20 protein-coding genes and 1 pseudogene are annotated in these 22,476 nt (G+C 32.3%); 14 read left to right on the forward strand and 7 right to left on the reverse strand.

Features of this window, described 5'->3' with window-relative positions; genetic code table 11:
• Window positions 1–3 precede the first annotated feature (3 nt).
• From DY109_RS04275 to DY109_RS04340, 14 genes are all read left to right on the forward strand, one after another.
• Complete coding sequence (locus tag DY109_RS04275; RefSeq protein WP_023948263.1) at window positions 4–414, forward strand: hypothetical protein; 411 nt, start codon at window positions 4–6, stop codon at window positions 412–414.
• Window position 415: 1 nt separating this feature from the next.
• Window positions 416–835 carry a hypothetical protein gene (locus DY109_RS04280; protein ID WP_023948260.1) on the forward strand — a complete coding sequence of 140 codons (420 nt, stop codon included), beginning with the start codon at window positions 416–418 and terminating at the stop codon, window positions 833–835.
• A complete protein-coding gene (locus DY109_RS11930) occupies window positions 822–1,205 on the forward strand; it encodes a hypothetical protein (RefSeq protein ID WP_023948259.1) in 384 nt (127 codons plus the stop codon). Before DY109_RS04280 ends, DY109_RS11930 begins: the two co-directional genes overlap by 14 nt.
• A 29-nt stretch (window positions 1,206–1,234) precedes the next feature.
• Complete coding sequence (locus DY109_RS04290; RefSeq protein WP_034549743.1) at window positions 1,235–1,489, forward strand: hypothetical protein; 255 nt, start codon at window positions 1,235–1,237, stop codon at window positions 1,487–1,489.
• Window positions 1,468–1,890, forward strand: a complete 423-nt coding sequence (locus DY109_RS04295; RefSeq protein WP_034549740.1) for a T6SS effector amidase Tae4 family protein — start codon at window positions 1,468–1,470, stop codon at window positions 1,888–1,890. The genes DY109_RS04290 and DY109_RS04295 overlap by 22 nt, the downstream gene beginning before the upstream one ends.
• Window positions 1,887–2,834: a hypothetical protein gene (locus tag DY109_RS04300; protein ID WP_023948253.1), complete on the forward strand. Its 948-nt coding sequence runs from the start codon at window positions 1,887–1,889 to the stop codon at window positions 2,832–2,834. The genes DY109_RS04295 and DY109_RS04300 overlap by 4 nt, the downstream gene beginning before the upstream one ends.
• 25 nt (window positions 2,835–2,859) lie before the next feature.
• Window positions 2,860–3,081: a T6SS effector amidase Tae4 family protein gene (locus tag DY109_RS04305; protein WP_034549738.1), complete on the forward strand. Its 222-nt coding sequence runs from the start codon at window positions 2,860–2,862 to the stop codon at window positions 3,079–3,081.
• A gap of 9 nt (window positions 3,082–3,090) precedes the next feature.
• Window positions 3,091–3,516 (forward strand): hypothetical protein, encoded by a 426-nt coding sequence (locus DY109_RS04310; RefSeq protein WP_023948251.1) that lies wholly within the window; start codon window positions 3,091–3,093, stop codon window positions 3,514–3,516.
• A 177-nt stretch (window positions 3,517–3,693) separates the two neighbouring features.
• Complete coding sequence (locus DY109_RS04315; RefSeq protein WP_115737775.1) at window positions 3,694–7,551, forward strand: hypothetical protein; 3,858 nt, start codon at window positions 3,694–3,696, stop codon at window positions 7,549–7,551.
• Between the two features lie 30 nt (window positions 7,552–7,581).
• Entirely contained in the window at window positions 7,582–8,955 is a 1,374-nt protein-coding gene (locus tag DY109_RS04320) for a hypothetical protein (protein ID WP_115737776.1), read from the forward strand.
• A 57-nt stretch (window positions 8,956–9,012) separates the two neighbouring features.
• Window positions 9,013–10,227, forward strand: a complete 1,215-nt coding sequence (locus tag DY109_RS04325; protein ID WP_115737777.1) for a hypothetical protein — start codon at window positions 9,013–9,015, stop codon at window positions 10,225–10,227.
• Window positions 10,228–10,256: 29 nt separating this feature from the next.
• Complete coding sequence (locus DY109_RS04330; protein WP_115737778.1) at window positions 10,257–11,519, forward strand: hypothetical protein; 1,263 nt, start codon at window positions 10,257–10,259, stop codon at window positions 11,517–11,519.
• Between the two features lie 57 nt (window positions 11,520–11,576).
• Entirely contained in the window at window positions 11,577–12,710 is a 1,134-nt protein-coding gene (locus DY109_RS04335) for a hypothetical protein (RefSeq protein ID WP_115737779.1), read from the forward strand.
• A gap of 30 nt (window positions 12,711–12,740) precedes the next feature.
• Window positions 12,741–14,129, forward strand: coding sequence for a hypothetical protein (locus DY109_RS04340; RefSeq protein WP_115737780.1), 1,389 nt, complete (start codon window positions 12,741–12,743; stop codon window positions 14,127–14,129).
• A 280-nt stretch (window positions 14,130–14,409) separates the two neighbouring features.
• Here DY109_RS04340 and DY109_RS04345 read toward each other — a convergent pair whose 3' ends face one another.
• From DY109_RS04345 to DY109_RS04370, 7 genes and pseudogenes are all read right to left on the reverse strand, one after another.
• Window positions 14,410–14,829 (reverse strand): hypothetical protein, encoded by a 420-nt coding sequence (locus DY109_RS04345; protein ID WP_023946015.1) that lies wholly within the window; start codon window positions 14,827–14,829, stop codon window positions 14,410–14,412.
• Between the two features lie 97 nt (window positions 14,830–14,926).
• Window positions 14,927–15,337, reverse strand: coding sequence for a hypothetical protein (locus tag DY109_RS04350; RefSeq protein ID WP_023946020.1), 411 nt, complete (start codon window positions 15,335–15,337; stop codon window positions 14,927–14,929).
• A 45-nt stretch (window positions 15,338–15,382) separates the two neighbouring features.
• Entirely contained in the window at window positions 15,383–16,660 is a 1,278-nt protein-coding gene (locus tag DY109_RS11935) for a hypothetical protein (RefSeq protein ID WP_244916639.1), read from the reverse strand.
• A 34-nt stretch (window positions 16,661–16,694) separates the two neighbouring features.
• On the reverse strand, window positions 16,695–18,113 hold the full coding sequence (locus DY109_RS12505) for a bacteriophage T4 gp5 trimerisation domain-containing protein (RefSeq protein ID WP_425323545.1): 1,419 nt from the start codon (window positions 18,111–18,113) through the stop codon (window positions 16,695–16,697).
• 369 nt (window positions 18,114–18,482) lie between these two features.
• A pseudogene (locus tag DY109_RS12510) lies at window positions 18,483–19,655 on the reverse strand (contractile injection system protein, VgrG/Pvc8 family); the annotation flags it as partial.
• Between the two features lie 173 nt (window positions 19,656–19,828).
• Window positions 19,829–21,910, reverse strand: coding sequence for an N-acetylmuramoyl-L-alanine amidase family protein (locus tag DY109_RS04365; RefSeq protein ID WP_023948776.1), 2,082 nt, complete (start codon window positions 21,908–21,910; stop codon window positions 19,829–19,831).
• Window positions 21,903–22,475, reverse strand: a complete 573-nt coding sequence (locus DY109_RS04370; protein WP_147291165.1) for a hypothetical protein — start codon at window positions 22,473–22,475, stop codon at window positions 21,903–21,905. The genes DY109_RS04365 and DY109_RS04370 overlap by 8 nt, the downstream gene beginning before the upstream one ends.
• Window position 22,476: the final 1 nt, after the last annotated feature.

Consider the following 22,476-nt stretch of genomic DNA (forward strand, 5'->3'; position numbering starts at 1 on the left):
GTAATGAAAAAGATAGCCTTATTTTGTATTACACCATTTTTTTGTTTTTGCATTGCAAATGCAGAGGAGTTTTTGGATTCTTACAGAAAAGTCGCAGAGCTGGGTTGGTTAGGATTGGCATATTGTATGGGTATAGATGATGAAAGCGAGATTAAAAAAGAACTTGATAATTTATCGCTTGACCCCACTAGGCATAAGATAAAAATAATGGATTCAAAATCTGCATTTAATGAGTTAAAGCAATATATTGATACAGAAAAAGAATTTTATGACATTAATGATAATAATCCAAAATTAGGTTATAAAAATTTTAAAGGTTGTATAAAAATGTTTTATTATGGCACAGGATATGGGTCAGGCTATCAGTTTGAAGTAGAACGCATAGTAGAGAAATACTGCAAGGATTGCAAATAAAATGTCTTGTAGAATACCCTCAAACTTAGAATCTAATATTGAAATCAAAGAAACACTCTACCAAGATAAAATCATTCTCTTTGATTCTCTAAAGCAAGAATTTCAAAAATACTATGAATTCAAAGAAGTAACTCTAAACTTAGGAATCCATACTTTCTTTTTAATCTTTGTAATACCAAAAAGAATTCCTAAAATCTATCAAAAAGACTATAAGGCTTTAGATTCACAAAGAAAAGATTATGGCATAGGATATTTCAAAGAATTATTAGAATACAACAAAGACTACAAAGAAACCAATACACAAAATAATCCCTACACTCCTTTTTTACTTTATCATACTAGAGTATTTTTAGCTCCAGCTAAAGCAAAAAAGATTCACTTTGAATTTGCTTTAGGCTTAGATAACTATGATAGAGAGTAAAGATAAAGAAAGCAATACTAATGTTTGTAAGTTTAAGGTGTTAAGTGGAGATGTTATAGAAGAAAGAGAAGAGGTAGAGAGCTTAGAAGCAAAAGAGAATCAAGTATCAATACAAGGAAACAACACAGATTCTAAGAATCAAAACAAAGAAAAGCAGATACTAGAGATATATTTTAGCTATGGTGATGATATGGCAAGATTACAAGGAGATTCAAGACATACACAAGATGTGAATCTACACATAAAAACACAAGGATATGAGGATGGGGAGGAAGTGGGAGTGCTTATTAAAACTAGTAGTGATAAGTTTAGTTTGCAGGGAAAAATTAACAATAATGAGGCTATACTCCATGATGTTTTTAAAGGATAGATATATTGCCATAGGAGAAGTAGAAGTCTATGTCTAAACAATTAATGAAAACATTGAATCTTAAAAGACCTAAATGGGAAAGTGTAAGCAAGGCGTATATAGAAATAAATGAGATTGGAAAAAACCTGAATGATGATTATATAAAATCAGAATTAAGATATAATTTTTTGGGCGGAAAGATTCAAAGGGCTTTTGAGAGAGAGAAAACAAAATATGTTAATACTTGTGCTGTAAGAGTAAGTTATGCTTTGAATTATGGGGTATGCCTCTTAAAGAATCATTAATTAGCAATGTAAAGAGTGATAGACATAAGGTAATGTTGCAAAATATGAAAAATGCAATAGAAACTTATAATAGATTAGACAAAAGCAATAATTACTATATAACAAGTTCCATAGATATGGAAACATTTTTGTGGATTAAGTTTGGGTCACCTGAAATAATACAAAAAACTATGACAACCAAGCAAGAAAATATAATTTTTCTTAATAAGCTGAAAAGTCTTAATAAACAAGGGATTATTACTATGAGAATCAACTTTAGTGACGCACAAGGGCATACAACTTTGTGGAATAAGGATAGATTTATGGATAGTAGCAATTATTTAGTAGAATATATTATTCAAAATAATGCCAGATATTACAACCCTGTCGTAACAGAAGCTCATTTTTGGGAATTAAAATGAAAATATTGCTTTTATTGTTAGCACTTTGTTTGCATATGAACGCCAAAGAGAATCTGCATTCATTATTAAAAATACAACTAACACAAAAGGAATATCTTACAACATTGCAGACTATGAAAAGAAAGGGGTTGCTATATTGCATAAATACCTTCAAAAGTGATGGTAAGGTGTTGCGAGATATAGCATTAACAGAGCAATCTCTATCTATTGAACAAGATTTTATACAAACCTTTTATCAACAATATCCACAACTTTTGTCAATGAAAAATGGTTGGAATGCCAATAAAACAGGCAATGTAACATTTGAATACATTAAAAGATACATAAATGTTAATATTCCCTTTATGTCGTATTATCAGGCATATGCACCTTATAATAGATTTCCAATTTCCATACAAAAAACTAATAATGTTGATTATCTTAACAGTTTTTTACAAGAACCAATAACAGAAAGCGCAGATTATTTTATCCCTTGTATGCAATTATATGATTCTAAAGAGTATCAAGAATATGTTGTTAAAATAATAGACTTTATTATCTGCAAAAACTGCAAAAGCTATAAAACTCAATATATGCAAAGATATCAAACAATGTATGATTCAATCGTAGGTCTTGCTAAAATGCAAGGCTTTGCACGTTGCATAGGGCATTATCAAGAAAATACTCAACATAACTTTAATAATGGCTATGATAAGATAACTAATGATATACAAAGTGGGTATTTTTTACTTTCCCATTTTTTTGTTACTTATAATCGTATGTATGATTATAGAGGCATAGAAAAAGAGTTAGATTCATATATTCATACCATTATGAAACACGTAGTAAAACATAGCGGCAACCAATCACCTTATGTGCTTGATTGCCTAAAACTCTATGATTCCAAAGAATACCAAGACGAAGTAGAACGCATAGTTAAGAAATATTGTAAGGAATGTAAGTAAAATAAGTCTTAAAGATTCTAAAATTATGATAACTAAACAAGAAAATATAATTTTTTATAATAGCAAATTTTCAAAATTTAGTAAAAATGGAGTGGTAGCAATGATAATTAGTGGGTGGGGTGACGCTAATGGACATATTACATTGTGGAGTGGAAAAGATAAAAAGTTTTTAGATAATTCTAATTACTTGCTTGATAGTAGAGATACAGTTATTGTCAAAAAACTTTATTTTTGGGAATTATTGTAAAGGAAACTTATGAAAAAAATTATATTAGCCGTATTGTTTAGCATAAATATCGTATTTGGGCTTGGAGAAATGAGCTATAAAAATGAAGAAGGCAAACGAAATGAACTAGAACAACAACACTTTACCTATGAACTCAAAGTCGATGCACTAAAAAAGCTAGGCTTTCGCTACTGCATTAAAAAGTTTGTTGATGATAAGGGCGATGTGTATTATATCATTAAAGAAAAGTTGAATATGCCCTTGTTCTTTGATGATAAGAATCCAGACAATATCACACAATTTTTAACGCTTGTAGAAAATCTTAGCACATGGAATAGCAAATATACAATTGATTACACATATAAGCCTTTTAAATGTCTTATGGTTTATGAACTTAAAGAATATCAACAAGAAGTAGAACGCATAGTTAAGAAGTATTGCAAGGATTGCAAGTAAAAAGCAGAAAGATTTTAAACCATAACAATCAAAAAAATATTGATTTCTGTGATAATGAATTGTAAAGTTGCCTAAAAGTGAGTTGGAAAAATACAAAAAACATAAACCAAAATATGAGGGGGGTGATAAATCAAAAAGTTTATGGTAGAATAAATTTTTAGGCAAAAAGGTGACTAAATGATAATTTCAAGCAAAGAAGAATTATTACAAGAAATTAATAATTTATTAGGCTTAAAGACACATAAGACAATAGGACGTATCATATTTCTTTGTCCAAATATTGCAAGTCTCATTACGCGTGACAACCAATCACCACAAAATCTAGGGCAAGAAATTCTAAAAAAACTACAACAAACAAACATTGAGATGACAATCTACAGCTTTGAGGCATTAAGTCAAGAACAAATCTTGGGGACAAAACAACCTTACAACCTACCCAAACATATTACCATAGAGACATATCATAATGATAACATCATCAAAGCCCTATTAGATTCTATTAAAGAATCTGCAAAGATTAATACAACTAAGCAATATAAAGACCTAGAGACTATGCTTGATGACATCGACCCTGAAAACATAGATAAAATTTCTCTAGCAAAGCCTAAAAATGCAATAATAAAACATATTGAGGAATTACTCATAGAATCTAACTTGTTTGCAGATATGATAAAAGCAGATGCTAAGGCAAATATTGAGCAACTTTTTAATAAGCTAGAGCAGTATATCAAACAAGCCCTAGAGGATAAGAATAACGATGATTATAAAAATATCATAAAAACAATCTTTGGCGTGATTCTTACTATTGCCACAGGTGGAGGTGCAGCAATCATATTGCTAGGTATATCTGCAGTATTGCTTTCATCACTTATGGACTATCAAGATGCTAAAAATAACAAATATAGCTATATCAAAAATCCAATCATAGAGTTTCTTGCCACCGAGTTAGCAATGTATATACAGCTTGCAAACACACAACTACTCTCTTGTATGCTGATTGTGGAAAGCACACAAGAGACAGACAAGAAAAAAATAGAATTTCTTGACTTATCAGGTTTTAATCTTTATTTGGAAAATACGTTATTATCGTGTACTCAATCTATCGCCTTTAAGGGTGAGTTTATGCTTGATAGCCCTATGATAGATATTCCAAACCTATTAGCTCAAAAAGCAATTACCCTACCCACAACACAACACAATAGTATAAAAGCTCAAATGCTCCACATACACCAAAATGAAACTAAACAACAAAATATCAAAGACGTATCTCTTCTTACAAATATGCTCCAAGCAGTGCGATACTTCAATCATCTTGCCTATATAGAATCTCCACATTTAAACTCTGCCTTATTAGCTGAAATTTGTGCTAACAAAAACACTCAATACCCCAATAATCACACTACAAATATGGCAAAAAATTATCTTATTATCACCAATGCCCCAAGCAAATATAATGCAAAGCTTACAGAGACGATTACCCAACACATCATTGGTAATACAATTAAAGACGATATAAACAATCGCACCAAACAAGAGCTTACTCTCTCAAGAGAGGGCGAAAAGAAAAGCTACAACACCACAAGAGATTACAGCACATATAGGATAGAAATCAATAAAAAAGATGATGAGCCTTATATGGTGCAGCTTTCGCCATTTGTGAGAGTGGATATGAATAAGATTAAAGCGAGTTTTGAAAATAACGAATCCTATAAAAAAGCACAAAAAGAACTACAACAATTACATACACAGTATCATGCAAGCTTTTATTCAAATTATTCACCCGGCAATATGACCTTGTATGATTTAATGAATAAAAAAACATCTCAATTAAATCACATAAAAAAATCCTATGGTATAGATTATATAAACCAATTCTTTAAAACTCCAAAAGAGATTGAGGATATTATTACAAAAGAAGAGCAAACAGCTAAAGATTTTCTTACTCAATTACAATATTTTCATAATAGCAATACAAACTTAGATAATTCTTTATTAGCGATTTTTACGCTTTTTTATGGACTCTATGTGTTTAAGATACATTTTCCAAGCTTTGCGTTGAAAAGTAGCATTGCAAAAAAGACAACAAGTAGTGGCTATCTTTTCACAAACGAGCGCGATTATCTTAAAGTCTCTTGTTTAAATGAAACTTGGGAGTTTTATCTCACCAAAGCATATCCAGACTATAAAGTCCAACCATCTCAAAATGTCCAAATCGCCAAAGTTTTACAAGAAAAACTCTTGCAACATAGCAGCCCACAAGAGACAGAGCTAAGTAAAGACTTCTTAGACTATCTTAGAGAATTTATAAATACTGATATTGCGAATAACGATGCAAAAGCATTTGATAAGACAATGCAGCAAGAAATAGGGATTGATTTGGATAAGGAGCTAAAGCAAGAGCTAGCACAAATCGAAAAATATGGAGAAGAATACAAAAAGATTGTGCAGCAAGAACACACACAAGAAGTATTTTATAACTCACTTTATAAGATATTAGGCATAATATGCCCCTTTATGAATTTCGCTCACGAAGATATGATTAATACGACAAAGCATTGTATTGCAATTTTTATCAATACCCTTGAATCTCTAAGTAAAAATCAAAGCTCAAATTTTGCTTTGCATTTATATCGGGCATTGCTTACAGAAATAGGAGGAGTGCTATTTTTATCATATCCTACAACTATACGCGTGCATATTGAGATTAATGGAGGCGTTCAAGACACATCAAAAAAATTGAATAACAAAGTAGATATTACACACAAGATGAAAGCAAAACTCACAGAGTTATTAAAGCCAGAAAACGAAAAGCAAAAACAAAATTTCCTCAAAGGCTTTGCCCAAGTAGAGCTAAGACACACACAAGCACAAATAGCACATTTTGAAGCAAAAACTGCTTTTATCCTTGATCACATTGATAAAAATGCCAAAATATTAAACCTCCAAGCTATCAAAGAAAATCTAAAGCAAACTATGAGCTCACCCAAAGACAAAGCACTTATTGATAAAATTTGCTTTACATATAGCAGTGGCAAGGCGCAATCACACTTTATAGGCAAACTTCAAGCACGAGAGATTTTCTCTCAAATCAAGCAATTTCGTTATAATAAGATTGCCTATTCACTCAAAGTCAATACTGCTGCAACCGCAGTAGATATAGCACTAGATATTGTGCTTAATTATTATTTTAGCACCAATTATGAGGCATACCAAAAAGAGTTTGAGAGCATTATGCACAAACGTTATAGCTTTTATTATGATTTACCCTATGCGTTAAAAAGACAAGAGAGCCTCCTAGAGCTTGATGACCAGAACCAAACAATCAAAAAAGACAGAGAACTCACCTACTATCCTATGTTAGTGCATTCCAAATTTATGTCTTTTGATTTGCAATCAATGATATATGGCACAGAGCTTTGCACAGGTGGGCTAACACATCATATAGGACTAGCCTATTTATTACGACAAAACAAAAGCGATGTTTTGCAAGAATTCTTGCTTACAAAACTCCTATCCTATCTTATCATCGATGAGAAGCGAACAGCAAAAGATAAGCAAGATTATGAGATACACTATAATAAACAAGTGCCAGATTATACATTCTTTCATCATAAGAGTGTAGATAGCACAGGCAATATCACAAACACAACAAGCCATATATCCCTCAATGATATACGCAAATACCAAGTGCCAAAAGATAGTAGTTTGTATAAGGAGTTTAAGAATTTAGAGAATGAGAAAGATGATGTATCAGCTATTGATGCCTATAATGAAGCCCTAGAAATCTTAGCAGATTATAAAGACTACTTTTTTACCAACACTCCAAAGAAAAATGACCAAGGCAAGATATTAAGCTACAAAGATGATAAAAATAAAGCAAGGAGATTATTGCAATGCCTTAATACCATAGGGCAGAATAATATTAGAGCGTTGTATGTAGGGACAAGCGAAAGTAGCAAAAAAATGAAACGCCCTAAATTCATAGGTCGTCTAGCCACGACTATCATTATAGAAGATGGATTATGGTTAGGATAAGATTATATTGATTATAGAAAGGGAGAGAAAATGTTTTTATTTAATGATAAAGAGAATACACAAGAGAAGCAAAAAGCAGTTAAGAGAGTAAAAGATGTCTTTGGTAATGATATAGAGCTAGATTCTAATGGTAATGTGATATTGAAAGATTATAGATTTGATATTCAGACAATTTTTGATGATGAAGTTAAAAAAATTCCTACAACAGATGAAGAATTCTTAAAACAAGATTCATTAAGAGCTACCAAACTCCTTAATGAGACAAATGCTATCTTAGAATCTTCCCCCTATAAATCCTACAAGCCTATTTATTTAGACCCAAGCCTTAAAACAGGACAGACATCGACACTTTTAGAGTTTAAGGCTTGGAGAGATTTATATCTTAAAGACCCTATAAAAAAAGCTATAGCCCCTTGGACTAAAGCTGAAAAAGCCTATTATGAATCCTTACAAACTAAAAGAGAGAGATACCAATACTTAGTGATAAGAAGTGGATTAAGAAGTGCAGTCATAGATATACCTTATGATGCTATTGGTGGAGTAGATGAGAGAGGCAGAGTAATCAATGAAGAATATGAAGAGATCTTTTATCAAGTAGATAGGAATAAAGATACATTAAAATCCTATCTACACATACAAGAATGGGGTATAGCCGCAGGGATATTAGGGAATCCTAGGTATCTTTCAAGCGATAATATGGGTTTTCACGCACGACATATACAGGCTCTTATCTTAAGAATGCAGCTTGATGCAACTAGCACTAATTTTTTGGAACAAAGAAATTATGAAAGTTATGTAAAAAATTTTGACTATATATCCGGTATACGCAAAAACCCCTTACGCCAGCAACAGCTTAGAGCCCTAGCTAAGAGCATAAAGCCTGATAGATTTGGTATGCTCCCATATATAGATGAGATAATGGGAGTGGATTGGGTAATGGATTTTTCACAATATGATGTCTATGGTGATGTAATCATGGAACTTTATCAAGATGGACTAATAGATAAAGGGTTAGTTGCTAAAGGGCTAATAAAAGACCCTAGAGATACAGATTCTACTAAAGAGAGCAGAGATGAGTTTAGGCAAAAAGCTATCTTTTTAAGTCAAAGAAGAGCTGAAGCTTCAGCGCTCAATTTACCATATCCACCAACAAGAAGTGATGCTCAAACAGAATTAGAAGATGATATGATAACACTTTATGCTAAAATTCGTGCAGTAACTCCCCCTCAAGGCTACCCTAATGCTCCTACTTACTATATCCCAGAGTATTTAGATGAATTCTATGAAGCAGGTAAGCTTGACAAAAAACTAAATCCCACAATCCCAGCCATATATAGAGAATCTTTCCCACAAGAATTACGTGATAAAATAGAATGGTATGCCAAAAAGCATAATATCAAATAGAGGTGCAATGCACAAACAACAAATCAATAACCCATAAATCACAACCAAAGGACATTCATGCCAAAGAATAACCCCAAAAACACAAACATATTGTCAAAAAATGCTCACATAGATTCTAAAAGACGTGAAGCTATGAAAGATTTAAAAGACTTAAGCTTACTTAGTGTAGGTAGCATACTAGGATTGCAAATATATAAAGATTCTAAGACTCATAACATAGAATCTCATTTCTTAGATTCTTATACAAATACATTAGATTCTACTTCTCTCTTAGAATCTAATACCCTAGATTCTTTGCATTTTCCCTCTTATTCTAATATCCCCAGTGAAATCCTCTCACTCCCTCTTAAATACTTCAATGTGCCACAAATATACACTATGCTTTTAGAATCTAAACTCCCAAGAAATCAAAGAGAACATCTACTCTATATCGTGCCATTACTTACAAGTAAAGACTTTAAGCATACAATGCCTAGTCTCTATCATCACTATAATGCAGAAAATAATACACATAGCATAATCTATAATGAGACAAGCCAATTCTTACAATATCATTATGACACTTTAGGCTCTTTATTCAAAGACTTGCAATCTCATTATTTTATAGCAAGAGATTATAGAGCACTCAACCAAGATTCTAACCTTACAGAAAATCCCATACAAGAGATTATGCAATATCTTATCATCGATGAGAAGCGAACAGCAAAAGATAAGCAAGATTATGAGATACACTATAATAAACAAGTATCAGATTATACATTCTTTCATCATAAGAGTGTAGATAGCACAGGCAATATCACAAACACAACCAGCCATATATCCCTCAATAATATACGCAGATACCAAGTGCCAAAAGATAGTAGTTTGTATAAGGAGTTTAAGAATTTAGAGAATGAGAAAGATGATGTATCAGCTATTGATGCCTATAATGAAGCCTTAGAAATCCTAGCAGATTATAAAGACTACTTTTTTACCAACACTCCAAAGAAAAATGACCAAGGCAAGATATTAAGCTACAAAGATGATAAAAATAAAGCAAGGAGATTATTGCAATGCCTTAATACCATAGGGCAGAATAATATTAGAGCGTTGTATGTGGGGGTGAATGATGATAAACCAAATAATGATAATAATCACACGCCCTCATCATTATCTGCAGACACAGATTCAAAAGAAGATAACAACCAATCACCACAAAACAAGAAACGTCCTAAATTCATAGGGCGTCTAGCTACCACTATTATTATAGAAGATGGATTATGGTTGGGATAAGATTAAAAACAATAAGATAAGGAGAAACAATGAGTGAGACATATCAAATCTATGCACCAAATTCAATAATACTTCAAGTAGATAAAGGCACAAATAAAATTCATCTTACACCATATACTAATATAGAAACAGGTAAATACACAGAGGAATATTCTAAAGCCCTGCTTGAAGCTTGGCAGATAATGGAAGAAGCAAAGAAACAATACGCCCCCCTCTACCTAGACCCAAGCCTTAAAACAGGACAGACATCGACACTTTTAGAGTTTAAGGCTTGGAGAGATTTATATCTTAAAGACCCTATAAAAAAAGCTATAGCCCCTTGGACTAAAGCTGAAAAAGCCTATTATGAATCCTTACAAACTAAAAGAGAGAGATACCAATACTTAGTGATAAGAAGTGGATTAAGAAGTGCAGTCATAGATATACCTTATGATGCTATTGGTGGAGTAGATGAGAGAGGCAGAGTAATCAATGAAGAATATGAAGAGATCTTTTATCAAGTAGATAGGAATAAAGATACATTAAAATCCTATCTACACATACAAGAATGGGGTATAGCCGCAGGGATATTAGGGAATCCTAGGTATCTTTCAAGCGATAATATGGGTTTTCACGCACGACATATACAGGCTCTTATCTTAAGAATGCAGCTTGATGCAACTAGCACTAATTTTTTGGAACAAAGAAATTATGAAAGTTATGTAAAAAATTTTGACTATATATCCGGTATACGCAAAAACCCCTTACGCCAGCAACAGCTTAGAGCCCTAGCTAAGAGCATAAAGCCTGATAGATTTGGTATGCTCCCATATATAGATGAGATAATGGGAGTGGATTGGGTAATGGATTTGAATATGTTATATGGGTATGCCATAGATGGAGATGGATACAATGTAGAAGCATATATTAAGGAGATAGATGAAGGTAAGCTCCTAGACCCTAGAGACTCTAAATCCACAAAGCAAACACGATTAGAATTTCGCAAAAGAATAAAATCTATTCCTCATCTTAGAAAATACCATTTAGATTTTCCAAATGACTGGACACAAAAAAAGGTAGATTTATATATAGATTCTATGCTTTTAGAAGCTAAGATTATGGCAGTTACTCCCCCTCAAGGCTACCCTAATGCTCCTACTTACTATATCCCAGAGTATTTAGATGAATTCTATGAAGCAGGTAAGCTTGACAAAAAACTAAATCCCACAATCCCAGCCATATATAGAGAATCTTTCCCACAAGAATTACGTGATAAAATAGAATGGTATGCCAAAAAGCATAATATCAAATAGAGGTGCAATGCACAAACAACAAATCAATAACCCATAAATCACAACCAAAGGACATTCATGCCAAAGAATAACCCCAAAAACACAAACATATTGTCAAAAAATGCTCACATAGATTCTAAAAGACGTGAAGCTATGAAAGATTTAAAAGACTTAAGCTTACTTAGTGTAGGTAGCATACTAGGATTGCAAATATATAAAGATTCTAAGACTCATAACATAGAATCTCATTTCTTAGATTCTTATACAAATACATTAGATTCTACTTCTCTCTTAGAATCTAATACCCTAGATTCTTTGCATTTTCCCTCTTATTCTAATATCCCCAGTGAAATCCTCTCACTCCCTCTTAAATACTTCAATGTGCCACAAATATACACTATGCTTTTAGAATCTAAACTCCCAAGAAATCAAAGAGAACATCTACTCTATATCGTGCCATTACTTACAAGTAAAGACTTTAAGCATACAATGCCTAGTCTCTATCATCACTATAATGCAGAAAATAATACACATAGCATAATCTATAATGAGACAAGCCAATTCTTACAATATCATTATGACACTTTAGGCTCTTTATTCAAAGACTTGCAATCTCATTATTTTATAGCAAGAGATTATAGAGCACTCAACCAAGATTCTAACCTTACAGAAAATCCCATACAAGAGATTATGCAATATCTTATCATCGATGAGAAGCGAACAGCAAAAGATAAGCAAGATTATGAGATACACTATAATAAACAAGTATCAGATTATACATTCTTTCATCATAAGAGTGTAGATAGCACAGGCAATATCACAAACACAACCAGCCATATATCCCTCAATAATATACGCAAATACCAAGTGCCAAAGGGGAGTGATTTGTATAAGGAATTTAAAGCAAGAGAAAGAAAAGGGGCAGCATCAGCCATTGATGCTTATAATGAAGCCCTAGAAATCTTAGCAGAATATAAAGACTACTTTTTTACCAGCACTCCAAAGAAAAATGACCAAGGCAAGATATTAAGCTACAAAGATGATAAAAATAAAGCAAGGAGATTATTGCAATGCCTTAATACCATAGGGCAGAATAATATTAGAGCGTTGTATGTGGGGACAAGCGAAAGTAGCAAAAAAATGAAACGCCCTAAATTCATAGGTCGTCTAGCCACGACTATCATTATAGAAGATGGATTATGGTTAGGATAAGATTATATTGATTATAGAAAGGGAGAGAAAATGTTTTTATTTAATGATAAAGAGAATACACAAGAGAAGCAAAAAGCAGTTAAGAGAGTAAAAGATGTCTTTGGTAATGATATAGAGCTAGATTCTAATGGTAATGTGATATTGAAAGATTATAGATTTGATATTCAGACAATTTTTGATGATGAAGTTAAAAAAATTCCTACAACAGATGAAGAATTCTTAAAACAAGATTCATTAAGAGCTACCAAACTCCTTAATGAGACAAATGCTATCTTAGAATCTTCCCCCTATAAATCCTACAAGCCTATTTATTTAGACCCAAGCCTTAAAACAGGACAGACATCGACACTTTTAGAGTTTAAGGCTTGGAGAGATTTATATCTTAAAGACCCTATAAAAAAAGCTATAGCCCCTTGGACTAAAGCTGAAAAAGCCTATTATGAATCCTTACAAACTAAAAGAGAGAGATACCAATACTTAGTGATAAGAAGTGGATTAAGAAGTGCAGTCATAGATATACCTTATGATGCTATTGGTGGAGTAGATGAGAGAGGCAGAGTAATCAATGAAGAATATGAAGAGATCTTTTATCAAGTAGATAGGAATAAAGATACATTAAAATCTGAATTCTTTGCTACAGAATGGGGTATCGCAGCAGGGATACTGGGGAATCCAGAATATTTTGCTTCAGATTTAACAGGTTTTACCGCACGATATGTGCAATCCACAATACTCTATATACAGCTTAATCCAAAAATAGATTATAGAGATATATTAAAAATCATAGAAATATATGGAGAGGATTATGTGGGGAGTTTTAGGACTTTTAAATCAGGATTGCGTAAAAACCCCTTACGCCAACAACAGCTTATAGCCCTAGCTAAGAGCATAAAGCCTGATAGATTTGGTATGCTCCCATATATAGATGAGATAATGGGAGTGGATTGGGTAATGGATTTTTCACAATATGATGTCTATGGTGATGTAATCATGGAACTTTATCAAGATGGACTAATAGATAAAGGGTTAGTTGCTAAAGGGCTAATAAAAGACCCTAGAGATACAGATTCTACTAAAGAGAGCAGAGATGAGTTTAGGCAAAAAGCTATCTTTTTAAGTCAAAGAAGAGCTGAAGCTTCAGCGCTCAATTTACCATATCCACCAACAAGAAGTGATGCTCAAACAGAATTAGAAGATGATATGATAACACTTTATGCTAAAATTCGTGCAGTAACTCCCCCTCAAGGCTACCCTAATGCTCCTACTTACTATATCCCAGAGTATTTAGATGAATTCTATGAAGCAGGCAAACTAGATAAAAAACTAAATCCTACAATCCCAGCCATATATAGAGAATCTTTCCCACAAGAATTGCGTGATAAAATACAATGGTATGCTAAAAAGCATAATATTAAGTAGAATATATTAGTATAAGATAAAGAATAATTAAATAATATGTGATTATATATAAAACTTTATTGCATTGCTCTCAAAAGCGGCTAGTATAAAGGTAAGTAAGTTGATAAGCTTAAGAATATTTCTAGGGATAAGGTATAATACATAAGATTGAATAAGGAGTTAAAAATGTTAAAGCAAATAGTAAATGCTGCTGGTGCTATCAGTATGTTTGTTTGTAGGGTGTTCAAAGCTCTTGCCAGAATGCAAGAGTAAGGAGGATATGATGTATTGCGAAAGAATATTATGATAATGGACAGCTTAAATATGAAGCTTCATACAAAGATGGTAAGAGAAATGGTGAAGAAGTGGGGATAAGAAAGTATTTTATTAAAGTAGAGGGTAGGGCATTGTTTATAAAATCTAAAGTGTGAGAAGTAGAGTGTGATTGAGGATAGGGATTGCTGATTTTAAAGGTTGCTTGCTTGTTAATTAAAGCATTGGGGTGAAAGTTTAAAGTGCTCTCCTTATGTGGGAAAGAGTTAAAAGTGTTCCCTTGGTCTTTCCTTGAAGAGTTGAAAAAGTCTAAAGTAAAAGGATGCTCTTCTAAGCTTTCTATATATCCTTCACACTCAATTCTCCATAAGGATTCTAAACTCTCTTTAATATGGGCTTTAGTGATAGTAAAAGAGAGGGAATCTATACTCAGTTGTAGATAAGACATAGGGGTCCTTTAAAAGAGAAATACTACTAAGAATATTGGCTTTACTTTTAGGGAGAGGTAAGGCATAGATAATCCTTAGTAACCTTTTAGGTTTTGATTAATAGTGTTTGGGTTGCCAATCACTAGAAGTATCATCAGTAGATTCTATCTCACCTTTTTCTACAAGCATATTAAGCACATCGCAGAGGTCTTTGACTATTTGCTCTAGTATTTTATCTTGTGGATTCTTGTGTGCAGGGCGAATTTGATTTTCTGCAAAGTCTAAGTCAAATTTCCAAGTGTAAGGTTTATCGTTTATTGTAAAATCCCAAATAGTTTCAGATGGTCCCAAAAGATAATCTTTGTTTAATACCACATTATAGTGCTTGTATTGTGCTAAAACTTTAAGACAATAAGGGCAAGCATCTTCATAATTAAAATTATTTAGGCATATTTCAAGTCTCCTAATATCATCTCTATAAAGTGTGTAATAATCAATAATTTTCATTCCGTTTTTTAGCGTATTCATTCTCTCTCCTTTTATTGTCTGAATAAGTTTATGTAGCCATTTCATTTATTTTATTCCCATTTTGATATTTACGCTTGTCCTTGTGCGTTGTGAGGCTTCAATAATATATTCATAGATTTCATCTCCTTTTTTACCTTTATCTTTAGCTTTTTTAACTAAAAAATCCCAAGTATATTCTTTTTCTGTTTTATCTAATCTTTGAGCTTCTTTTTTATCTTTCATCAAATCCCTTGTATCTCTTTTAGCCTGATTGCGAAATCTGTGTGCCATTACAGCTTGTTCTCTTTTGGATTGAACTTGTTTGATTAGTCGTGGTATCTTTTCAATTTGTATCTTTACATACCATTTTCTTGCTAATTCATTTCCTAATATTTCTCTTGACATTCCCTTACTTATTCTTATTTCAGGTGCAAATATTTTATCAACTTTATAACTAGAAACAATATATCTTGTTTTATCTATTACTTTGATTGCTAAATTCCTTCCCACAACCCCTACAATCCCTATTACATACCCACTTACATCAACAAGCCCCTCCTCTTTGTATTCAATAGGTGCATAGATATGTAGCGTATTGCCCACCTTATGATTGGGATTCTCTATATAGGCATAAATCCTTATTGTTTGATTGAGCCATTCTTGTTTTAGATTTAATATTATTTCTTCTCCTTTAAGTTCATAGTCATCTTTGTTTTTAAGTATCTGAAATGCTACATTATCTTTTACAGGTTGGGATTCATTTGGATTGCCTATGATAATACCCCACTTCGTCTCTTTCTTTTGCTCTTTATAAGCTTGTTTTTGTTTATTGCTTTGTTTATCTTTGTTTGGGATAGTGTCTTGGTTATAGTAAGCTTTGAGATAAATTTGTAAATGATTGATTGCTTGTAGTGCTTCTTGTTCTGCAAATGTATTATTGTCTATATTGTATGTTCTTTTTGGTAGGCATATTGTATTTGCCCTATTATCCTCACAAGTATTTTGTATTTGTTCTCTTATTTCTACATATACATTGCTTACTAAAAGTTTCTCTTGATAGTGAAATTCTAAGGTATGATATTTTCCTCTATGTGCCTCTCTAATACAAAAAGAATCTGTTTTTGGTTTAGAGTGATAATGAGAATGTTGTATCTCTACTTTAAAAGCGTGGCAATCTTTAAGATTCTCTATATCATCTAAAATAACTTCCCCATTTGCACTCTCTTGATTATAGAGAATCTTATCACTTCTTCTTTCAATTATTTTTATAGTAGCATTGTGTATAGGATTATAATACACATCTCTTATTTGTATTTTTATAGGTTCAGAATTAAGCTTTGACATTACAATATCCTATTCATTCCTTTTTCCTTTCCCCTCACTCCGCTTTAATCTCCCCACCTTTAACTATAAGTCCTTTAGAATCTATGACTACTTCTACTCCACCAGCTTTAATAATGATAGAGTTGCCTTTTGCGACAATAGAGGTATCTTTAACTTGAATAGTCGCTTCAGTATTAGCATTAAGAGTATAATTAGAATCTGCTATCATTGTTACATTATCAGCAACCATTATAGCAGCAGTTTCAGATTCTAAACTTAAAGATTGTGGTGAGGATAGATGAATATTTTCATTGGAGTGGATAGCTATTTCGCCTTGTGTTTGGATATTAAGTTTTTGATTGATACTTATATCGCTATCTCCCTCCACCACCTCCCTCTTATTCCCCCCTACATTCCTATTCTCATCTTGCTTAATACTTGTATTGAGGTTTGCTTGTATCTCTACACTCTTATCCTCTCCTACATACTCACTACTATCCTTAGCTACTCTAAGTTTATTACTTGCTCCTACATTTAAAGTATGACTTAATCCTACAATGGTATCTTTAGATAAAGCCACATTTGTATTATATTCTCCTCCAATACTTACAATCTTTGCTAAATCTATGGTTTGCGTATGAATCTTTTTAATCCTTTCATTATATGCTCCCTCTACTATGGAATCTTTATTATTCTGTATCTTTTGAGTGAAGTTATGTTTAATGAGTTCTTCATAATCTCTTTGTGCTTGAAGATAGATTTGTTCTTTCTCTTTTATATTAGAGAGCGTGATTTCATTTAATCCAGATTCTACTATAGAAGAGTTTGTATCCTCTGTCTCTTTTGTATTATTAAGAGTTCTTGCACTTAAACTTGTTTGATGAGCATTTAAAGGCAAAGGAGGCAAGGCAGGATTACTTTGGTTATACAGACTAGCACTGATATAAGGCTTATCTATATCCTCATCAAAGAAACTTACAATCACTTCATCTCCCACTCTTGGAGTATGATACAAACCTGAACTTATACTTGCAATAGGAGAGCTTACTCTAAGATAAGGAGAGTAATGATAAGAATAGGCTTTCGTTTGTGAATTGTTACTATCCACATCATTGTTTGTTGTATGATTTTCTTGTGAGTGTATATTCTCCTCTGTCTGTGTTGTATTGCTTAAAGTATCATTGGTTGTTTGTGTATGAGTGTTAGTATTTCCATTAATGTTTTGAAGAGTGCCTTGTGAATGGTTATTCTCTATATTTTTTCCTTGAACATTATTTTGTTCTTTCACTCTTGCATTATCTATAACCTCTTGAGAAGCAAAGCAATTTATTCGGACCTTTACTCTACCAAAGTTATCTGTATGAATAGTATTTCTTTCTCCATCTATATCCTCACTCTCTCCAATAACAACTCCTAAAGTGCTACTAGGAGCTTTAGGCTTACTCTTTAAAGAGGGAGTATAGCTAAAGGTAATAGGTAAAAGGGTGAGGGTATTACTATAAGAGTGAGATTTACCTAAAGAAGAAGGAGAAGAAAGAGATTCTAAAGCATTAGAAGTATTTTGAGTGAGGGGATTAAAGCTTTCATTCCCTTTGTTTATCTGCTCTGTATTCATTAAAGAAGTAACACTTTCTTTTAAATGTTTTGCATTCTCTTTTTTAATGGCATTATCATTAGAATTAAAGTTATTCTCTAATAAAGATTCATTAATAAGTTCTTGCTCCATTCCTATAATTATAAAATCTCTTAAACTCTCTTTGTTTTCTTTTAAACTTGAGGAGAAGTTTAAAGTAATACTTTCATTTAAAGCTAAATCATAGATATTACTCTGTGCATTGAGACTTTGTTCAATCACTCTTAATCTTTTTTCTTTTAAAGTAATGGGAGTTTTTAAATCACTGCTTTGAGTAAAGGAGGATTCATTGCTATAGTGATGCTCATTTATATGTAAAGAGTGTGTGAAATTATTCTGCTCTCCTTCTTGTAATAAGGAATCACTCTTTAGACTTAAACTTTCTAATGAAAAAGGATTGAGAGCATTCTGGCTACTTTGGCTAAAAGTATGAGCTCTTAAAGATTGAAGTTTAGAGACACTAGAGATACAAGGTTCATTTAAAGTGTTATTCACATTAGGATTAAAAGTAAGTTCTCTACTAGAGTGTCTTTGTGCGCTATCATAAAAGCATATACTCCCTCTCACATCACAAAAGTATATGCCATTATTATGGGCTAATCTTGTGATGAAGTCTAAATCACTCTCCTCATATTGAGAAATAAGTTCTAACTTTGGATAGTGTAAAGCAATCCCAGAGAAATCCAAAGGTTTGATTAAATCGTGTGTATAAAAGTTGAGTGTAGAATGTATGGCTTCTATAACACTCTTATTGGTATAGATTCTATTTGCTTTATTTAAAGACATTCTATAAAGAGAAGAGCAAAGAGTAAGCTTAAAGAAATGCTTATGATTTAAAGAGGGGGTAAGATTACCTCTATGAAACACATTTGCACTACTTTGAGTATTTAATCCTAGATACTCTACAAAGCAGAGTATGCCTTGATATTCTTTTATCCTCCCTAAAGAATCTAAAGATTCTTGAGAGTTTTTAGAATCTTTACTTGTTTGATTATGATGAGTGTCTTTGTTTTTATTCTTAGCACTCTTGATAGTATCTTTAAGAGATTCTAAAGTAGAGGGTAGGGCATTGTTTATAAAATCTAAAGTGTGAGAAGTAGAGTGTGATTGAGGATAGGGATTGCTGATTTTAAAGGTTGCTTGCTTGTTAATTAAAGCATTGGGGTGAAAGTTTAAAGTGCTCTCCTTATGTGGGAAAGAGTTAAAAGTGTTCCCTTGGTCTTTCCTTGAAGAGTTGAAAAAGTCTAAAGTAAAAGGATGCTCTTCTAAGCTTTCTATATATCCTTCACACTCAATTCTCCATAAGGATTCTAAACTTTCTTTAATATGGGCTTTAGTGATAGTAAAAGAGAGGGAATCTATACTCAGTTGTAGATAAGACATAGGGGTCCTTTATGTTAAGTGGGAGGGATGGGGGAGTGAATGCAATCAATTTTACTGAATCTAACAATTAAAAATGGCAATACAAAAAAGTAAAATACCAAAAAGAATAATATACTTACACTTCCACGATTGTAGAGAGGGTGGATTTGCCGTGATGTCATAGTAAGCCTTTATTATAAGTCTTTTGCGGTGTAGTTTGCAAGAGCTAAAAAGAGAGTATCGGCGATAATTTGTCTTTTAGCTTGATTATTAAGTTCGTTTTTATCTTTAGTATTGCTTATAAAACCAAGTGTAACAAGAACTGATGGTATATTGGCAAATTTCATTATATACATATTTCCATTATGCTCAAAATTAGCATTATTTTTTCTTGGATTTATTTCTTTTAATCTGGCAATAAATTTTCTCTCTTGCACTGCATATTGTCTGTTATTATAAAAACAACGCATTCCACTTGCTAATCCGCTTTTTTCACTATCAATATGTAAAGACAAAAGAAGTATTTTTTCACTTTGGGAATTATGTTTAATAGCATTAGCAATTTGCACTTTTTGTTTTATATCCATTGTTGAATCGTTGTTTTCTTGCAGCACGATAAGAGCAACAATGCTCTTAACTTTTACTTTTAATTTATCAACAACATCGCTTATTATTTCACTTCTTTTTAGACTGCCTTGTTCATATTGAGGAGCTAATGTGCCACTGCTTCCTATATCCAAAACAACAATAGGCTTTTCTATAAATGCAGTCTTTGCATAAGGTGTTTTTTGTTGAGTATTAAAAAAAGCAAAAAATACAACAACTTTGTTTTCCCAATCTTTTTTAATAGGATATTGAGTTTTTAAGCCATTTCCTAAAGAATTAAGCCCACTCATTTGTCTGTTTTGTAAAGTAATGTTTTTTATGCTCGTATCTATTTGAGTATCTGTTATTTCAAATACCATATAAGCAAATTGTAGATAGGGTTTATATCTACTCTCTTTAAGATTGGTTTCTGGGATAAGTGTAATTGTATTGGTGCTTTTATGGATTTTTAGGCTTAATACTTCACAATCACATTGTAACTTAGCTTGTGGAATATTAAAACTAAAATGAGCCTTTGGAAGTTTTAATTCTTGTGTCTTTTTATGTTTTGTTTGGACATTAGTAATTGATGAATATTGGGCTATGCTTAAATCAAAATTATCCTCACTCAAATTCTCCCTATCCACCACAAAACTTAATCTGTCTATACCTATTTCTTTTCCTACACTCACTTTCTCTACTTGCAATCTCCCTTTATCATCACTCTTACTCTTTGCAACTACTCTTTTAAATCTTTCATTATAGATATAGATTTCTTTTTCTTTAAGTAATTCTGCTTTGCTTGTATCAATACATTTTTCTATATCCAATGTAAGAAGAATAGCGTCTTTTACAGGCTGTATTTTTCTTTCTTGCTTTCCTTGTTCTTTTTCTTCCTCTTGTTTTCTATCAAGGTATTGTGGAAAGCTTAACATTAACAGGATAGTTTTGAAGTAGCTACTATAAATATTGCTAGATTCTTTACAAAGGCTCTCTGCTTCATTAGAATGAGCTAAAGGATTGCCAAATATATCTTTATCAAGCTCCCTTAATTCTACATAATTATTTCTTATAAGATAGTCATTAATGCGATTGATTTTTGATATATAAGTATATTCCAATTGTTTAATTCTTTCATTTTCTACTTTGGCAGATTCTAGGGCTTTATCTTCGTCAGAAAACCACCATTCCTCAGCTTTACCAGCCAACCAAGCTCCAGCAATAGCACCGAGTATTGTGCCACCAACAGGTATCACAGAACCTACTGCACCACCTAAGATTCTACCTGCCATAACGATACCAAGCCTTGAGGCTGTTTTGGTGGCGAGTTTTTGGGTAGCATATCCGCCAAGATTTCCTCCTTGCCAACTTGCTATAAACTCTAATGTAGCTTCTCCTGCTGCTCTGCCATCGCCTTTCCCCTCCACCTTTTTAAAAAGATAGGCTATTACTCCATAATTTACACCTAAAGTAATGGTAGGAATATTTGGAACATAAAAAGGGCGATTTTTAGGATAGATTGTATCACTCATAGCACTTACAAAACCAGCATTTGCAGGCAGATAAATATTTAAGAAATTTTCAGTAGTACTCCCTAAATCATTGAAAGTTTTTTGCTTTTGTGGGAGATTTTTATCAAATTCACATTGACAGACATTCAAAGAAGCATAAATGCTTTGTTGTTTATTCATTTTTATCCTTTAGTGATTCTATCCTATCCTTGTAGGGTGCAAGGTAGTCCATATCAAATCGTAAGTCCTTTTTGGTATTATATAGTTTTCTATTATTACAACCTTGTTCGTATCCCCGATAAAAACTCAACTGCTTGTTTGCAGAAAGACTATTAAATGTATTTTGTATTTCTTTACAAAAATATTCTTTGAGTAATTCTTGATGAGGAGAAAAATCTATTGTAAAAACATTATTACTTCTCTCTTCATTAAATATATATTCTATATTATTAGCATATAAAATATAAAGTTCTACTATTTTTTCTGTATCCATAGATTCTAAAGCTTGTTGTGTATATGTGGTGCAAAGTTCTTTAAATGCTTGATTGTTTTCAAAATTTCCAAGAGAATCATAACCACAAGGAAAGAGAAATTCTTTTTTATTGTTGGGATTGTGTATTGTTATTCTCTCAAAAAATCTTAGTCCAACTGCAATAGAATAACTCATCACAAATTTTCCATAAGGGTAAAAAATCTCTCCATTAAAGCGTGTTTTTACTAATAACCCTTTTTCTGTTAAAAGCATA

The organism is Helicobacter fennelliae (assembly GCF_900451005.1).
In the GTDB taxonomy this organism is placed as follows: domain Bacteria; phylum Campylobacterota; class Campylobacteria; order Campylobacterales; family Helicobacteraceae; genus Helicobacter_B; species Helicobacter_B fennelliae.

Coding starts and splice junctions, on each gene's coding strand:
- DY109_RS04275 (WP_023948263.1), top strand. CDS start 4: ATGAAAAAGATAGCCTTATTTTGTATTACACCATTTTTTTGTTTTTGC.
- DY109_RS04280 (WP_023948260.1), top strand. CDS start 416: ATGTCTTGTAGAATACCCTCAAACTTAGAATCTAATATTGAAATCAAA.
- DY109_RS11930 (WP_023948259.1), top strand. CDS start 822: ATGATAGAGAGTAAAGATAAAGAAAGCAATACTAATGTTTGTAAGTTT.
- DY109_RS04290 (WP_034549743.1), top strand. CDS start 1,235: ATGTCTAAACAATTAATGAAAACATTGAATCTTAAAAGACCTAAATGG.
- DY109_RS04295 (WP_034549740.1), top strand. CDS start 1,468: ATGCCTCTTAAAGAATCATTAATTAGCAATGTAAAGAGTGATAGACAT.
- DY109_RS04300 (WP_023948253.1), top strand. CDS start 1,887: ATGAAAATATTGCTTTTATTGTTAGCACTTTGTTTGCATATGAACGCC.
- DY109_RS04305 (WP_034549738.1), top strand. CDS start 2,860: ATGATAACTAAACAAGAAAATATAATTTTTTATAATAGCAAATTTTCA.
- DY109_RS04310 (WP_023948251.1), top strand. CDS start 3,091: ATGAAAAAAATTATATTAGCCGTATTGTTTAGCATAAATATCGTATTT.
- DY109_RS04315 (WP_115737775.1), top strand. CDS start 3,694: ATGATAATTTCAAGCAAAGAAGAATTATTACAAGAAATTAATAATTTA.
- DY109_RS04320 (WP_115737776.1), top strand. CDS start 7,582: ATGTTTTTATTTAATGATAAAGAGAATACACAAGAGAAGCAAAAAGCA.
- DY109_RS04325 (WP_115737777.1), top strand. CDS start 9,013: ATGCCAAAGAATAACCCCAAAAACACAAACATATTGTCAAAAAATGCT.
- DY109_RS04330 (WP_115737778.1), top strand. CDS start 10,257: ATGAGTGAGACATATCAAATCTATGCACCAAATTCAATAATACTTCAA.
- DY109_RS04335 (WP_115737779.1), top strand. CDS start 11,577: ATGCCAAAGAATAACCCCAAAAACACAAACATATTGTCAAAAAATGCT.
- DY109_RS04340 (WP_115737780.1), top strand. CDS start 12,741: ATGTTTTTATTTAATGATAAAGAGAATACACAAGAGAAGCAAAAAGCA.
- DY109_RS04345 (WP_023946015.1), bottom strand. CDS start 14,829: ATGTCTTATCTACAACTGAGTATAGATTCCCTCTCTTTTACTATCACT.
- DY109_RS04350 (WP_023946020.1), bottom strand. CDS start 15,337: ATGAATACGCTAAAAAACGGAATGAAAATTATTGATTATTACACACTT.
- DY109_RS11935 (WP_244916639.1), bottom strand. CDS start 16,660: ATGTCAAAGCTTAATTCTGAACCTATAAAAATACAAATAAGAGATGTG.
- DY109_RS04365 (WP_023948776.1), bottom strand. CDS start 21,910: ATGAATAAACAACAAAGCATTTATGCTTCTTTGAATGTCTGTCAATGT.
- DY109_RS04370 (WP_147291165.1), bottom strand. CDS start 22,475: ATGCTTTTAACAGAAAAAGGGTTATTAGTAAAAACACGCTTTAATGGA.